A 15371-nucleotide genomic window follows, 5' to 3' on the forward strand; every position below is an offset into this window, starting at 1 on the left:
TGTTTAATATTACATTTTTTGGGATCGCTGTGTTGCAGCTCCTTATTTATTGAGAGATATGATGGATACTTTAATTTTATTATGGCAGTTGCTGAAGCCTTGGTTGTGTTTCGTTGTCTTTATTTATCTATGTATAAAAATGACTGGCTGGGCAAAAAATAGGAAAGCGGGGGCCATTGCTTTTGGTTTGTTTTTTCAAATGATCTTGCCTGACCCTAGTGCAGAATCCACCATTGAAGCTGTGGCAGAACGCAAACAGGAAGTTAAAAAACAACAAGATGGAGACAAAGAACCTAAAGACGAGGATGAAACTTTGAAATTACCCTAGTTCTTTTACTTCTAATTTAGGTTTTGTTGGTGGCTTATTAGTGTTTAAAAAACTGTTAAATTAGCCACCAAGTTAATCCCTATTTTTAATGAGAAATAATATGTTTGAAGTTAACGAATATTTTGAAGGTAAAGTGAAGTCTATTGCTTTTGATACCGCCACATTACCTGCAACAATAGGTGTCATGGCTCCGGGTGATTATGAATTCGGTACCAGTCAGTTTGAAACTATGAATGTTGTTAGTGGAGCGCTGACTGTGCAATTGCCTGGTAATGATCAGTGGCAAACCTTTGATGCGAATCAAAGTTTTACGGTAGAGGCCAATCAAAAATTTAAAGTACAAGTGAAAGTTAATACCGTCTATTTATGTACTTATGGCTAATTTTTTAAGTTGAGCATGAACAAAACAGTCAAAAAGTTAGATAACAATGTAGTCAAAGCACTGACTATTGTCTGCGAGATGGCTAAACAAGACATAGTTGGCTTTGAGTGGTTAACTCACTCAGCCAATTATGCCAATTTCCCAGGCAGTTTAATGGTCACTTGTGTGTTGGATAATTCCATCTCACTAGACCTTATGTTAACCAATCAACAAGATCAGGTGCTGCGGAAGCTCATTCAAAAACAACTTTTAAAAGCAGGGATTCTGCTTAAAGATGTCAGGCGAAATGTATTTTTTGATACAGAAGAAGCCTGTTTGATGGAACATAATGGTGATTGGAAACGCAGACTAACAGTGAACTAAATTAATGCAGTTATACTTATGGTAAATTACTAACCTTGATTTAATGCCATTTTATCTTATCTAATTTTGGTAAAGAACATTCAACTTTTAATTGTTTTACGTTAATCAACATTTGTGTTTTTTCTGTAATAGTGTCGAATAAATTTTCATCTCTACAGCCTATATCTTCAAGTCCTATCCATGAATTTCTAGCTGACTTTTTAGCTGCATACAAACAGTGATCGGCAATATCTAAAACATGCTCCCAATCTAAACTGTCTGGACTACTTTTTATGAAAGGAAAGCTTGCGTAGCCAATAGAACATGTTTTCTTGATAATATTTTCTTCACCAATAACAAAGTCATACATTTCAACTGACTTTCTTAACTTTTCTGCAAGTACTGGAGCAATTTTTCGATCTGTAAAACGAGCCACAACCAAAAACTCTTCACCCCCCCATCTTACAAAGTAGTCTGTTTCCCTAAATACTTTAGTTAAAATAGGCTTGATTTGCATTAAAACGGTATCACCTGCAGTGTGACCATAAACATCATTAACCTGTTTAAAGTGGTCAAGGTCTATTAAAAAAAAGATTAAGTCTGATTCATTATTCTCTTTCTTATCACCTTTAATCCCATTTGAATTTTGATTGCGATGTTTTCTCAATACTAAATCGATATCATTTTTTAAATTATTGGTTATAAAACGTCTGTTATTTAATCCGGTCAGATCATCAGTTATATTTATTTTTTCTAACTTTTCATTCGCTTGATGCAAGCCTAATGTGCGTTCAGCAACTTTAAATTCTAAGGACTGATTCACTTGTTCTATAAAAAGAACTTTTTTGTGCTGTGAGCGAACAAACAATCCGATAATAAGAATTAGTAACACAGAATATAACGAATATGCCCACCATGAGAACCAAGGTGGTGGCAATACGGTGATTTTCAGAGATATGCCTGTTTCGTTCCAAATGCCATATGGATTGCTAGCTTTAACGCGTAAAACATAATTACCCGTTGGTAGATTGGTATAGGTTGCGCGGCGATTTTTATAATCAGTTCTAATCCATTCGTCATCAAAACCTTGCATTTTATAAGCATATTGATTCTTTTTGGGATTGGAAAAATGCAAGGTACTAAATTCAAAGGTTACTAAGTTTTGTTGATGGGTTAAGGTGATTTCTGACGTTGAGTGAATTGCTTTTGCTAACCTATATTTGTCGTCTAATGTACGGTTAATTACCTGCGGGTTATTATCTTTTGATAGGGTTACAACATTTACAGGTACTGATTGATTAGATAACAACATATCGGTAAAAATCACCTTTGGCTGTTGGTTATCACCGATTATTTTATTAGGGAAAAAACGATTAAAACCATTAATACCGCCAAAAAACAATTCACCATTTTTACTTTTAAACGATGCATCAGCATTAAATTCGTTACTTTGTAAGCCGTCATCCATATTGTAATTTTTAAAGGTTTTTGTATTAGGGTTAAAATTGGATAATCCGAGATTTGTACTTAGCCAGATCCCTCCGTCATTAGCTTCCTCAATTCGATAAACAACATTATTCGCTAGGCCATCCTTTTCAAAGAAATGGCTGAAATTTCCGGTTGTTTTATTGAGTAAATTTAAGCCGCTTGCAGTTCCTACCCAAATATTTCCCTGCCTGTCTTCGGTAATTGCGTAAATCGTGTCATTGCTCAAACTATTAGGGTCTGTTGCTTGATGATTGTAATGGGTAAATTTTTCGGTGCGCGGATCGAAATGATTAAGACCTTTCCAAGTGCCTACCCAAAGATTACCTTGTTGGTCTTCGGTAATGACACGGACACTATCATCACTCAAACTATTAGGGGTTGTTGCCTGATGACGGTAATGAGTAAATTGTTCGGTGCTTGGATTAAACCTATTAAGACCTTTCCAGGTGCCTAACCAAAGATTACCATTTTGGTCTTCAGTAATAGCACTAACAGCATTATCACTCAAACTGTTAGAGTTTGTTGCATCATGACTGTAATGGGTAAATTGTTCGGTGTTTGGGTTAAAACGATTAAGACCACTGCTATCAGTCCCTATCCAAAGGTTATTCTGTTGGTCTTCAGTGATAACGTAAACTTTATCATCACTCAAACTATTGGAGTCCGTTTCATCATGACGGTAATGGGTAAATTGTTCGCTAGTTGAATTAAAACGATTAAGGCCACCACCCCAAGTTCCCACCCAAAGGTTGCCTTGTTGGTCTTGTGTAATAGCCCGTACTATATTATTACTTAAACTATAGGGTTCTTGATCCTGATGTTGATAATGAGTAAATTGTTCTGTGAGTGAGTTTAAACGATTAAGACCACCGCCATGAGTTCCCACCCAAAGGTTTCCCTGTTGGTCATAGGTAATGGCTACTACTGTATTATTACTTAAACTATTGATATCTGATGTTTTATGCAGGTAATGAGTGAATTTATTGGTGATGAGGTTTAAATGATTAAGGCCACCACCTAGCGTCCCCAGCCAAAGGTTGCCCTGCTTATCTTTAATAATGGTATCGATTTCGTCATGACTCAAACTGTTGGGGTTATTTGCCTCATGACTATAATGAGTAAATTGCTCGGTGGTTGGGTTGAAATAATTAAGTCCGCCTCCCTTAGTGCCCAGCCAAAGTTTGCCTTGTTTATCTTCAATTATGGCGGTAACTGCATTATTACTTAAACTGTTGGGGTCTGTTGCATGATGGCGGTAATGGGTAAAGTTTTCGGTAATAGGATTAAAACGATTAAGGCCACCGGACCAAGTGCCTACCCAAAGATTGCCTAGTTGGTCTTCAGTTATGACGCTTACTGCATCATCACTCAAACTGTTAGGGTCAGTTTCCAGATGACGGAAATGGGTAAATTGTTCGCTAATAGGATTAAAACGATTAAGACCACCGTCATCAGTTCCCAACCAAAGATTTCCCTGCCGGTCCTGTGTAATAGCATGAATGGAATCCTGGCTTAAACTGTTGGGGTCAGTTGCTTGATGAAGGAAATGAGTAAACTGTTCGGTAGCTGGGTTAAAGCGATTAAGACCACCACCTCGTGTTCCCACCCAAAGATTGCCCTGTCGATCTTCAAAAATAACAGTGACGTAGTTATTTGATAGAGAGCGAGGATTCTCTAAGTTATGTTTAAAAACCTTAAATTCATAACCATCATAACGTGCTACCCCCTCTTCAGTACCTACCCATAAAAATCCTTGTTGGTCTTGTAATATGGTTTTGGCACTGCTTTGCGGTAGGCCATTTTCGATAGATAAATGTTCAAAACGAACGGAGGGACCTGAGGCAAAGACTAATGACATTGATAAATTGATTACTAACAATGCTAAACCAAGGTGTTTAATTGTTTTTGTCAAAGTTTGAATTCCATTAGGTTAGGTTTTATCGGAAAATTTTGCGGCGCTAGTATAAATGAAGTTATCCTAGTAATAACATAAAATCATAGTTACAAATCCCTCTATCCTATAAGGGAGATGAAAATTTATGTCTGCATTATTTTCTCTAAGGCTATTTGTCTTTCTTGTTCTGTTAATATTCCCACCAATGGGGTTTGGCGTCTATAAGCTCTGAGCTGAGGTGAATCTTCTAGCAGGGTATCCATAAAGAGTGTCGGCTGCTCAATATGCTCTAGTAAGCTCGACCAAAATAAGTAGGCACCATAACGCATCCTACCGCACTCGTATCGGGCTTCTATTGTTTCTATGATTTGCGAAAGATAGTGATGGTTAGCGATGAGTTTTTCGGCCATAGCATGGTGTAAACACAGAATTTGTTTATCGATATTTTGTTGCTGAGCGGTTTTGAGTCTGCCTCTAGCTCGATTGCATGTTGGCTGATAACCCATTAATCATCTCGTAATAATGGTTCCAACATGGACTCAAGCCCATTCACTTTCACTTCGTGTATTAACGCCAGCTGTTGGCCTAACTTTCCCTCTGGAAAGCCTTTGTTGTTAAACCACACTAAGTAAGGTTCAGGTAAGTGTAATAATTTCCTGCCGGCATATTTCCCGAAAGGCATTTTCTGGTTAATTGCTACTAAGAGCGCTTGTTTATCCAAGGTCTGACTCATCTTGTTGATTGTTTTGTTGCGCTTGCCACAATGCTTTATAGGCGCCGTTTTTAGTTAATAAATGACTATGGGTGCCTTGTTCTAATATACGCCCGTTACCCATTACTACAATTTTATCGGCATCTACTATGGTAGACAAACGGTGGGCAATCACCAAACTTGTATGGCCTTGTGATATTTCCTTGATTGCAGCCAAAATCGCTTGTTCTGATTGGCTATCAAGAGAAGAGGTTGCCTCGTCGAACACCATGATAGGAGGACGCTTTAATATTGTTCTAGCAATAGCGACTCGTTGTTTTTCGCCACCTGATAACTTAAGGCCACGTTCACCGACAGGGGTTTTTTCACCATCCGGTAGTGATCCAATAAAGGTACGAAGATGGGCTAAGTCTATGGCTTGCTGAACTTCGGCATCAGTCGCATCTGGCCTTCCATAACGAACATTTTCTAATATAGTGTCGTTAAATAACACCGTATCTTGCGGCACTATACCTATGGCCTTACGCAAAGAGTGCTGATTGACCGCACTGATATCTTGCCCATCGATGCTGATACTACCTTTGCTAGTATCGTAAAATCTAAATAACAATTTTACTAAGGTGGACTTGCCTGAGCCACTTTCTCCCACCACTGCGACTTTTTGTCCAGGTAGAATATCAAAACTAATATCATGCAAAATAGTGCGCTCGGGGCGATAACTAAACTGCACTTGGTTAAAGGTTATTTTTCCTTGGCTGATAATTAACTCTTTGGCGTTTTCGTCAATTGGCACATTTGGCTGTTTATCTAACAGGTTAAATAGATTTTCAATATTCGCTAATGATCCGCGGATCTCTCGGTACACAAACCCCAAGAAGTTTAGTGGCATAAATATCTGCATAGTGAAGGCGTTTATTAAAACAAAATCTCCAATGGTCATCTTGCCCTGTGCAACGTTATAAGCAGCCAATGCCATCATACTGGTCATAGCAATGGCGATAATTGACGCCTGACCGCCGTTTAATGCGAATAATGATAAACGGTTCTTACGCCTTGCGGTTTCCCAGTTGGCTAAGTCAGAGTCGTATCTGTTGGCTTCGTAGTTTTCGTTATTAAAATACTTAACGGTTTCGTAGTTCAGTAAGCTATCTATGGCTCTTGAATTGCTACTGGAGTCCGCTTGATTAACCTCGCGAACGTACTTAGTACGCCAGTCTGTTGCTTTCACCGAAAAGCTCACATAAATGACCACTGAAACCAAAATTATCAGCGCAAAACTTATTCCATAGTTGTAGAACAACACGCCAACAACAACGGCTATTTCAAATAATGTTGGAACAATATTGAAAACTAAAAAGCGCATTAAAAAACTGATGCCACTGGTGCCGCGTTCTATGTCCCTTGATAATCCGCCTGTTTGCCTATTGAGGTGGAATTCCAAGTCTAAATTATGTAAGTGGCGAAACACTTGTAAACCTAAACGGCGCATGGCCCGCTCAGTCACTCTTCCGAAAAGAGTGTCGCGGATTTCGCCAAATAATACATTCGCCAAACGCAACAGCCCATAGGCTGCAACTAAGCCAAAAGGCACCAGTAAAATGGCATTAGCCGAAGCATTTACATTAAGCTCATCAACCGTATATTTGAGAATAAAGGGTAAATAAATGCTGGCTGTTTTGGCGGCAATTAAACAAAGTAACGCTAGGCCTACTCTGAGTTTGAATTCAATTAAATACGGCCACAACTGGGAAAATATACGCCAGTTAATAGGTGTATCGTCATTCATGGGGTAACGGTTGTGACGCATGGTGTGAGTGTTCTACCTTAGGTGTTTAATTCAGATTGTTGGTTTGCTAGTCTATGATGCAGCGATTTCGCCCTTGTTTCTTAGCTTTATAAAGATTGGTATCTGCTTTGGTGATCGCTTGGTTAATAGTATCAGTCGCAGCAATTTGATGTAATCCAATACTAATAGTCACACTGAAAGTTTTGTCATCATGTTTATATTGCGTTTCTGCAATTTTACGACGTAACTTTTCTGCCAATTGCATGCCTTGGTCACCGTTGGTTTCAGGTAGTAGCAATAAGTATTCCTCGCCACCCCATCTTGCCAGTGAGTCATTTTTGCGTAAGCAGGATTCAAAAATGGCCCCTAAATTTATGATGACATCGTCGCCTTTATCATGACCGTATTGGTCGTTAACCACTTTAAAGTGGTCGATATCACACATCATTACAGTTAAATCATTCTTGTAACGTTGACTACGTTCAAACTCATTCTGTAATCTTTCGCGCATTCCTCTGCGGTTTAATAATCCAGAAAGAGGATCTCGCATGGCTTGTTTTTCGTACTTTTGGCTCATTTCTTTGATCCGCTGAAATGAGTTTTGTCTTACATATTCATAGAGTGCAAATAAGCATGAAACCGTTAAAAACGAATACAGTAGTCTAGATTTAAATTCAAACGTATAGGAAGTTCCAAGCCATTCATTATTGGGATAAAACATTAAAATGCTAATCACTAAAACAAATAGAGCAAGATTTCGGGTGCCTTTGCGCAGACCTCCAAAAAATAATACTACTGGTGGCACAATGTAAATCCACAGTGGGCCAGTACCATTTACACCTCCGGTATACACTAGGTAAACCATTAATAACATAAGTGAACTAGTAACTAAATTTGCAGAGACATTGTAAGGATTGGTGATACGTTTTGAACGAAGAATTAAATGTGAACTAAAAAATAATAAACAAGCTATTAATAGTACTGAACCAAGTAACCAGTCTTGTCTTATAAACGCACTCACTCCCATTAAGAACGCGAGAGCGTAACCAATAAAACTAAACAAATTGGCAATAAAAATCTGTTGATTCTTTTCTGGGCCGTTAGTTTGCACCACGCCAGTATTTAAATGATTTAAAACAAAGCTTTTAAAATCCATAAACCCTGATTAATTATTCGGCAAAGCCGCAATATCCTTTTCAATTTGATTGGCTAAATTGACAACTAATGTTCTTAGTTTTTCAACCGCATGAGAATAGCCATCCTGCTTTAATTGCGATTCGAAATAGAATGAATGACTAGATGTAGCAAGTACTTTGTTTTTAGCTGTTTTAAGATCATTTGCTGACAACCAATAACGGCCAGAACTAACAACAGTTGAAGCGTCTGTAGCATGAAAATGCTCTAATTTAATATTGATGGTTGTAGTTGCACCTATTGCTTCTGGCGATGACGAGGCGACATAATTTCGCTGGCTATTGGTATTCAAATCTTGCAGTAAAGCGTTGTAAAAAGAAGAGCCCAATTCTTCAGCCCATACGTCTTGGCGAGAGTAATGTAGTTCGTATTCATCTACCTGCAGTACTAAATTTGACTGACGTAAATAATCGGCAATTTTAAGTGACTGCACAACTACTATAGGTTTTGCAACATCGCTTTTGGTATCCACTTTCTTCTGTGGGGTATGTAATAAATAATACCTCACATTTAAAGGCTCAGATGTGCAACTGATCAACAATATACATAAACAAATAGTGATTATTTTCATTTTAATTTATTGCTCCATCTTTGCTGTTTGCTTTAGCTTTGGGGATTAACCTAGGGCCGTTACCGTTGGTAAAAATCAAACTATTTGGTTTGCTATTTAGCTGCATCAACAAAGGTTGTAATTCCTTTAAGGTACCTTGCAATGACTGCATGGTGTGATTGAGTTCTTTGTAAGTTTCTGAATCAGCTGAATAATCTTGAGTTAAATTGGATATGTTTTCTAATGTATTTGTTAATGTGCTGCTGATTTTATCTTCTTGCACCGTATTCAGAAGGCGCTCAACAGAGCTTGCAGTAGCTTGCAGTGCTTGTGCTGATTGAGAAATTTGCGACAACATAGTATTGGCATTCTCAGAAATTTCTTTTAATTTGATTTCATTGATGTTGTCTAATATGGCAGTCACTTTGGAAGTAATTTCTGAAAATTCTCCCGTAATGGTCGGTATGACTTCATAACCCATTTGTCGTTGAGATTTTAAAGGTGGGGCATCTGGATAATGTTGTAAGTCTACAAACAAGGCACCAGTCAAAAGGTTACCAGTTTTTAAGGTAGCCCTTAACCCTTGTTCAATCCAAAGGCTGGTTTGTTTTCGAATAAAAGCTAAACCTATTGCATTATCTGGTTGCTGCACACGGCCAGGTTGAATACTAATGACTACCGGTATGTCATAACCTTGCTCTAGCAAGTCTTCTTGGGTGGTATCTAATGAATTAATCGCCAATACTTTACCTATTATTAGCCCCCTGTACTCAACGGGTGCACCTACTTGTAGACCACGTATTGTGTCTTTAACTAGGATGACGTATTCAGCGCTTAACTTAAAACGTTCTTCTGAAGCAGAAGCGTAAGATGGATGGATATCAAAAAAACTACGACCGTTTATTTGTTCACCTACTGGCATGCCTTCAGGAATACCGAATGTCACGCCATTGGTAAGCAATGTTTCTAAGCTACCTGTGCTGACTTTTACGCCACTGGCACCTAACTCCATTTGTACACCACTAATATCCCAAAATGTTGTATTTGAGGTGATTAACTTGTGATAAGGCGCTTCAATAAAGGTGTTGTAATACACAATTCGCTCTTTGAAGTTAAAATGGATGTCTTCAAACTCACCCACTTTTATGCCTTTATAAATCACTGGATCGCCTTTTTTATATGCGAATTCACTTTCACTATTCAAGGTGACATGCAGGCCGGGCGTACCTGCCGGAGTGACTGGCGGAGCCTCAAGGGCAACAAAGTCCTCACTCATCTGTTTGTCGATACCAGGCGCCATATTGATGTAAGGTCCAGACAATATTGTGCCTAAGCCTGATATGCCGTTGAGTGAAACACTAGGAGAAACTATCCAGAATTGATTGTCAGAATGCAATATGGGGGCAACCTTTTTATGCATTCTGACGGTTACAACGACCCCACTTAAATCTTCAGAAAGTTCTATATCTCTGACCAAACCAATGTCCACATCGCGAGTTTTTATTTTAGTTTTTCCGGCTTCTAGTCCATTGGCTGTTTTAAATTGAAGGGTGATAAGTTGGCCTTGATTACTCCATTGGTAGTACACCATCCAGACCCCGATAAACAAGGCAACTATAGGCACCAGCCAAATTTTTGAAACTGTTCTAACAGGTTTCACTAAGGCTTCTTCAGGCAGAGTAGGTGGCTGCTGTTCCTTGCTCATATTGGTTTCTCTCTTGATGTTAATTTTTCTGCCTCATACCATATGAGTCTTGAGTCAAACGACATTGCCGCTAACATGGTACTTATCACTACACCACAAAATGCGAGTGCCGCGTGGCCTGGCAATATATTCATTACGTTGCCGAGTTGTATTAAGCTTACCAATACAGCGACTACAAACACATCTATCATCGACCAACGACCAACAAACTCTGTGAACCGATACCAAAACATTCTTTCACGAAAAGCATATTGCTGATTAGTTTGAACTGAATAATTTAACCAACACAAAATAATTATCTTCGCCACTGGGATTAACACACTGGCAATAAAAATAATAACTGCAATAGGGTATGAACCCATTTTCCAGAGAATTATTACACCTCCCAATATTGTACTTGGGTCGTCGCTGCCTAAAACACTGGTATGCATTATCGGTAAAATATTAGCTGGAATATATAACAACGCTGATGTGAATAACCAAGCCCATGTTGTTTGAATACTGCGATTGCGATCAATAGCTATGTACTCATCTTCAATATTGCCAATTAGCAGTTGTTGAAGCTGGTATTTGTCTACATACAACAAGGTAATGGTCATAAAAAGTGTAAAAAGCAGGTAAGCGTAAAAGGACAACCCTATTCCTATGTCTGCCATCGACATTATTTTAATTAGGCTAACTAATACTCCAATTAAAAATATTTCAGCCATGGTCCAAGGGAGTAATTTAAATAACGCCTTTAACAGCCATTGTTCATGTTTTTGGTGCAAACCTAAGCCAAGTGGTACCAGTAAATATAATAAGCTTATTAAAACAAAAGCGGGAAGAATTAACATTGCAACCGCTTGTATTAACGCAAGCAGCCCATAATCTTTTTCAACTAAAATCCATAGGCTACCCATAATATCAATGGATTGAGTTTGACCATTGACACTGAAAGACAGAAATTCAAATGGTAGGGATGCAAACAAAAATATAAGGGAAGTAGTCGCCAAAGCAATAATACGCTGCGACGCATTGTTGTGGTAAACAGTTAGCTGCAATCCACATCGAGGACACATAGCCGCTTGCTTATGGGACAATGTAGGCAACGTAACTTTATAGTGGCATTCATGGCACAAAATAGAGTGTGTATTCGACATTATGGACTTGGCTTTTTTTGTTTCAATCTGGATCACATTGTTGATGTCATAAATATTTACTGATCCATTAAACATCAATTCAGCGCAAGATTCAGCAATAAGCTGGTTATGTTTTTACTGCTTGGTTTCGCGCTTCAATGAATGCGTCTACTGAACGCCTTATATCTTGTTCGGTAGTCGCCCAAGAACACAGACTGATACGTATGACACTTTTCTCTTGCCAAACTGAACCGCCACACCAACATTCACCGGATTGCTGCACTAGAGTTAAGGTTTTTTGTGTCAGTTGTTCGGTATCGCAGCTAATGATCACTTGATTAAAAACCACATCGTTTAATACTGTAAAGCCATTTTCAGTTAATAAAGTAGCAAACTTCTGTGCGTGGCTGTGCAGTTGTTCAACTAACTCAGCTATGCCTGAATGCCCTAAGTACTTTATTGCCGCCCACAGTTCTATAGCTCTGGCACGTTTTGACATTTCCGGGGTATACAGTAAACCATCGCGCTGTTCACTGAACTGAATATAACTGCCTTGTTGATGTAGGGCACTAGTTAACGCTTCGGCGTCTTTGCATAATACAACACCACAATCATAAGGTGTGTTTAGTGTTTTATGGGCATCTACTGACCACGAATCGCCTAGCTCCATACCTTTGGTTTGACTAGCAAACACTTTAGACGCTTTCGCCCATAATCCGAATGCGCCATCGATATGGACCCAAGCTTGGGCTTTATTTGCCAACTGGCATATTTGACTAAAGTCATCGAATGCACCTGAATTTACGTTACCTGCTTGTAACACCAAAATGCAACTAGGATCTAAATGTGGCAGTTTTTCCACAATCATTCGACCTTGTTTATCGCAATCTACCCACTCAATAGATGCCTGTCCAAAGCCTAATAAACTGATGGCTTTCGCTACAGTGCCGTGCGTTTGTTTACCTAGTATCAGGCGAATTTTGGGAGCACCAAATAACCCTTGTTGATTAACGTCCCAACCTAACTTTTGTAGCTGACGAAATCGTGCTGCAGCAAGTCCCGCTAACGTCGCAATAGACGTGCCGCTAACAAAGCCTGCTACTGTCTGTTCAGGTAAGTCAAATAGTTGATTAAGCCAACTTTGACAAATACTCTCCAGCTTAGATGCAATTGGTGACATCACATATAAAGCTGCATTTTGATCCCATACGTCTGCTAACCATTTAGTGGCTAAAGTAACGGGTAGGGCATTGCCGTTTACAAACCCAAAATAACGGCCCCCTGTTTGGGCCACTGTATTTACTGAACCTACAGTGTTTAGGAGCTCCAATAATAAAGCTGGGTCGCTACTGATTTCAGGTAAAGGTTCATCAAATATGGTAAGTTTTCTAAGGTTCTCACTACTAGGAAATACCCGCTGTTCTGACACCTTATCAACATAATCAAAGGCCGCCTGTTGTGCTTGTTTCAGTAGTGCTTTAGTTTTTTGTTGTTTAAGTAATTCTACTTGTAGCTTGTTCATTTTTGCCTCTTTGATGCTAAAGAGATTATTACGCTTATTGATACACCTTGACAGATACAGATTAGTTTTTTTCAATGTATACAGTTTCAAAATAACCACAAAGACCACGCAGCGGACAATTAAGGTTACAATTATTAATGCACGACTTGGTCTGTTTTGCTTTTCAGCAAGCCAAATTTAGGTTAACAACGTTCACAATAATAAATAAAATTAACGACAGTAGGGGAAAGAATGAAAAAAACAATCATTAGTAGCGCTATTGCTTCAGTACTATTACTTGGCGCATGCAGTAAGCAGGCTGAACCAGAACAAACCAATATGGCTGAAAAAACGGCCGCAGCAGATATGTCGAAAGGCTCAGCTGAATTAGGTAGCTTCGGTGTTGAACTTGATGCCCGAGATCAATCCATTAAGCCAGGTGATGACTTTTTTAGTTATGCCGGTGGTACTTGGTATAAGAACTTTGAAATTCCAAGCGACAAAACCCGTTACGGTGCATTTGATAAATTAGCTGAACGCAGCGAAACACAAATTAAAGAACTGATAGAAGAAATCAGTCAAGGTTCAGATTTAGACCCTGAGCAACAAATGATTGCAGATTTTTATACTGCATATATGGACACTGATACTGCTAACGCTAAAGGCCTGGCACCAATCACGCCAATACTGGATAAAATTAGCAAGATTAAAAATAAACGTGTCCTAACTGCTGCCTTCGGTAGTGCTTGGGTAGATGGTTCAATTAGTCCAATTAGTGGCAGCATGTGGTTTAACCGCTTAGATCCCGATCAGTATCAAATGTCTATTGGTGTCAGTGGACTAGGTTTACCCGATCGTTCTTATTATCTTGAAGACTCAGAAAGTTTTGTTGAAATTCGCAACGCTTACGTTGCACATATCGAACAAATGTTAAATTTCGCGAAGGTTGCAGATGCTGCTGAAAAATCGCAACAAATACTCGCACTCGAAACCAAAATAGCTGCGGTTCAATGGCCTCGTGAAAAACGTCGCGATAGAGATCTGTCACTTAATCAAATAGAACGTGAATATTTATCCGATACATACAACGGTTTTGATTGGGATACATATTTTTCTCAAACGGGGTATAAAATACCTCATCTTAATATATCGCAACCGCAGCCCATTAAAGACGTGATTAAAGTAATAAAAGAGCAACCTCTTGCTGTGTGGAAGGACTATATGACTTACCATACTATTTCTAATCATGCTTCACTCTTATCTGATGATATTTTTAATGCTAACTTTGACTTTTATGGTAAAACATTAAATGGTCAGCAAGAGCCTCGTCCCCGTTGGAAACGAGCAATTTCTGAAATGTCTGGAACTGACTCTTTAGGTTTCGCCATAGGCAAAACATACGTTGAAAAACATTTTCCTGCTAATTCGAAAGCACAAATGGCTGATTTAGTTAAAAATTTGCGTAAAGCTCTGGGTGAGCGTATTGAAGGCCTAGATTGGATGAGCCCTGAAACCAAGGTTAATGCCCAGGCCAAACTGGCTGCCTTTGTACCAAAAATTGGTTACCCAGATGAATGGCAAAGTTTTGCGGGATTGGACATAAAAGCAGACGATTTGTTAGGAAATGTGCTGCGTATGCGGAAGTTTTTCCGCGAAGATAGTGCCAGTAAAGAATTACAGAAAACCGATCGCAATCGCTGGGGAATGGCACCACAAAGAGTCAACGCTTATTACAATAGCTCGTTTAACGAAATTGTTTTCCCTGCTGCAATATTACAACCACCATTCTTCGACCCTAATGCTGATCCTGCCGTTAACTATGGCGGAATAGGCGCAGTCATTGGCCATGAAATGGGTCACGGTTTTGACGACCAAGGCTCTAAATCAGATGCTAATGGTATTCAGAAAAACTGGTGGACTGATAAAGACAGAGCTGCTTTTGAAATTAAAGCCGATGCACTTGCTGCGCAATACAGTGCCTATGAGCCAATCCCAGGGAATTTTGTCAACGGTCGTAATAGTTTAGGCGAAAACATAGGTGATGTAGGTGGTTTAGCCATGGCTTACCATGCTTATAAACTTAGCTTAAATGGTAAAGAAGCACCTGTGATTGATGGCGTAACTGGCGACCAACGTTTCTTTTTAGCTTGGGCGCAAGTATGGCGAGAAAAACGTACAGAAGAAAGTATGTTGTCACAATTAAAAGGTGGAACCCATGCTCCTGGTCGTTACCGTGCTTTGGCTCCGCGTAATCACGATGCTTGGTATGAAGCCTTTAACGTACAACCTGAAGATGCTTTATATTTAGCACCTGAAGATCGAGTGCGTATTTGGTAATTCAATTTTAGATGATATAAAAAAACGGGCG

The 15371-nt window shown here is 39.1% G+C and carries 13 protein-coding genes; 4 read left to right on the forward strand and 9 right to left on the reverse strand.

Annotation, left to right across the window (positions count from 1 at the left end; translation table 11 throughout):
- Positions 1-58: 58 nt before the first annotated feature.
- From GARC_RS05080 to GARC_RS05090, 3 genes are all read left to right on the forward strand, one after another.
- Positions 59-328 (forward strand): hypothetical protein, encoded by a 270-nt coding sequence (locus tag GARC_RS05080; RefSeq protein WP_153810869.1) that lies wholly within the window; start codon positions 59-61, stop codon positions 326-328.
- 100 nt (positions 329-428) lie between these two features.
- Positions 429-710: a pyrimidine/purine nucleoside phosphorylase gene (gene ppnP / locus GARC_RS05085; RefSeq protein ID WP_007617442.1), complete on the forward strand. Its 282-nt coding sequence runs from the start codon at positions 429-431 to the stop codon at positions 708-710.
- A gap of 15 nt (positions 711-725) precedes the next feature.
- Entirely contained in the window at positions 726-1073 is a 348-nt protein-coding gene (locus tag GARC_RS05090) for a hypothetical protein (RefSeq protein ID WP_007617443.1), read from the forward strand.
- Positions 1074-1113: 40 nt separating this feature from the next.
- Here GARC_RS05090 and GARC_RS05095 read toward each other — a convergent pair whose 3' ends face one another.
- The 9 genes from GARC_RS05095 to GARC_RS05135 form a co-directional block, all read right to left on the reverse strand.
- On the reverse strand, positions 1114-4452 hold the full coding sequence (locus tag GARC_RS05095; RefSeq protein ID WP_007617444.1) for a ligand-binding sensor domain-containing protein: 3339 nt from the start codon (positions 4450-4452) through the stop codon (positions 1114-1116).
- A gap of 125 nt (positions 4453-4577) precedes the next feature.
- The gene (locus GARC_RS05100; RefSeq protein ID WP_007617445.1) at positions 4578-4940 is read right to left on the reverse strand and encodes a hypothetical protein; all 363 of its coding nucleotides are present in this window, start codon (positions 4938-4940) and stop codon (positions 4578-4580) included.
- Positions 4940-5167 (reverse strand): DUF3820 family protein, encoded by a 228-nt coding sequence (locus GARC_RS05105; protein WP_007617446.1) that lies wholly within the window; start codon positions 5165-5167, stop codon positions 4940-4942. Before GARC_RS05105 ends, GARC_RS05100 begins: the two co-directional genes overlap by 1 nt.
- A complete protein-coding gene (locus GARC_RS05110) occupies positions 5148-6953 on the reverse strand; it encodes an ABCB family ABC transporter ATP-binding protein/permease (RefSeq protein ID WP_007617447.1) in 1806 nt (601 codons plus the stop codon). Before GARC_RS05110 ends, GARC_RS05105 begins: the two co-directional genes overlap by 20 nt.
- 46 nt (positions 6954-6999) lie before the next feature.
- Positions 7000-8088, reverse strand: a complete 1089-nt coding sequence (locus GARC_RS05115; protein WP_007617448.1) for a GGDEF domain-containing protein — start codon at positions 8086-8088, stop codon at positions 7000-7002.
- A 9-nt stretch (positions 8089-8097) separates the two neighbouring features.
- Positions 8098-8697 (reverse strand): PqiC family protein, encoded by a 600-nt coding sequence (locus tag GARC_RS05120; protein ID WP_007617449.1) that lies wholly within the window; start codon positions 8695-8697, stop codon positions 8098-8100.
- A gap of 1 nt (position 8698) precedes the next feature.
- Positions 8699-10381: an intermembrane transport protein PqiB gene (gene pqiB / locus GARC_RS05125; RefSeq protein WP_007617450.1), complete on the reverse strand. Its 1683-nt coding sequence runs from the start codon at positions 10379-10381 to the stop codon at positions 8699-8701.
- A complete protein-coding gene (locus tag GARC_RS05130; RefSeq protein WP_039988817.1) occupies positions 10378-11601 on the reverse strand; it encodes a paraquat-inducible protein A in 1224 nt (407 codons plus the stop codon). The genes pqiB and GARC_RS05130 overlap by 4 nt, the downstream gene beginning before the upstream one ends.
- Positions 11602-11629: 28 nt before the next feature.
- On the reverse strand, positions 11630-13024 hold the full coding sequence (locus GARC_RS05135) for a pyridoxal phosphate-dependent decarboxylase family protein (protein ID WP_007617453.1): 1395 nt from the start codon (positions 13022-13024) through the stop codon (positions 11630-11632).
- A 231-nt stretch (positions 13025-13255) separates the two neighbouring features.
- Here GARC_RS05135 and GARC_RS05140 point away from each other — a divergent pair, with 231 nt between their 5' ends.
- A complete protein-coding gene (locus GARC_RS05140; RefSeq protein ID WP_007617455.1) occupies positions 13256-15340 on the forward strand; it encodes a M13 family metallopeptidase in 2085 nt (694 codons plus the stop codon).
- Positions 15341-15371 lie beyond the last annotated feature (31 nt).

The sequence above is a fragment of the Paraglaciecola arctica BSs20135 genome, from assembly GCF_000314995.1.
GTDB classification, from domain to species: domain Bacteria; phylum Pseudomonadota; class Gammaproteobacteria; order Enterobacterales; family Alteromonadaceae; genus Paraglaciecola; species Paraglaciecola arctica.

Coding starts and splice junctions, on each gene's coding strand:
- GARC_RS05080 (WP_153810869.1), top strand. CDS start 59: ATGATGGATACTTTAATTTTATTATGGCAGTTGCTGAAGCCTTGGTTG.
- ppnP (WP_007617442.1), top strand. CDS start 429: ATGTTTGAAGTTAACGAATATTTTGAAGGTAAAGTGAAGTCTATTGCT.
- GARC_RS05090 (WP_007617443.1), top strand. CDS start 726: ATGAACAAAACAGTCAAAAAGTTAGATAACAATGTAGTCAAAGCACTG.
- GARC_RS05100 (WP_007617445.1), bottom strand. CDS start 4,940: ATGGGTTATCAGCCAACATGCAATCGAGCTAGAGGCAGACTCAAAACC.
- GARC_RS05105 (WP_007617446.1), bottom strand. CDS start 5,167: ATGAGTCAGACCTTGGATAAACAAGCGCTCTTAGTAGCAATTAACCAG.
- GARC_RS05110 (WP_007617447.1), bottom strand. CDS start 6,953: ATGCGTCACAACCGTTACCCCATGAATGACGATACACCTATTAACTGG.
- GARC_RS05115 (WP_007617448.1), bottom strand. CDS start 8,088: ATGGATTTTAAAAGCTTTGTTTTAAATCATTTAAATACTGGCGTGGTG.
- GARC_RS05120 (WP_007617449.1), bottom strand. CDS start 8,697: ATGAAAATAATCACTATTTGTTTATGTATATTGTTGATCAGTTGCACA.
- pqiB (WP_007617450.1), bottom strand. CDS start 10,381: ATGAGCAAGGAACAGCAGCCACCTACTCTGCCTGAAGAAGCCTTAGTG.
- GARC_RS05135 (WP_007617453.1), bottom strand. CDS start 13,024: ATGAACAAGCTACAAGTAGAATTACTTAAACAACAAAAAACTAAAGCA.
- GARC_RS05140 (WP_007617455.1), top strand. CDS start 13,256: ATGAAAAAAACAATCATTAGTAGCGCTATTGCTTCAGTACTATTACTT.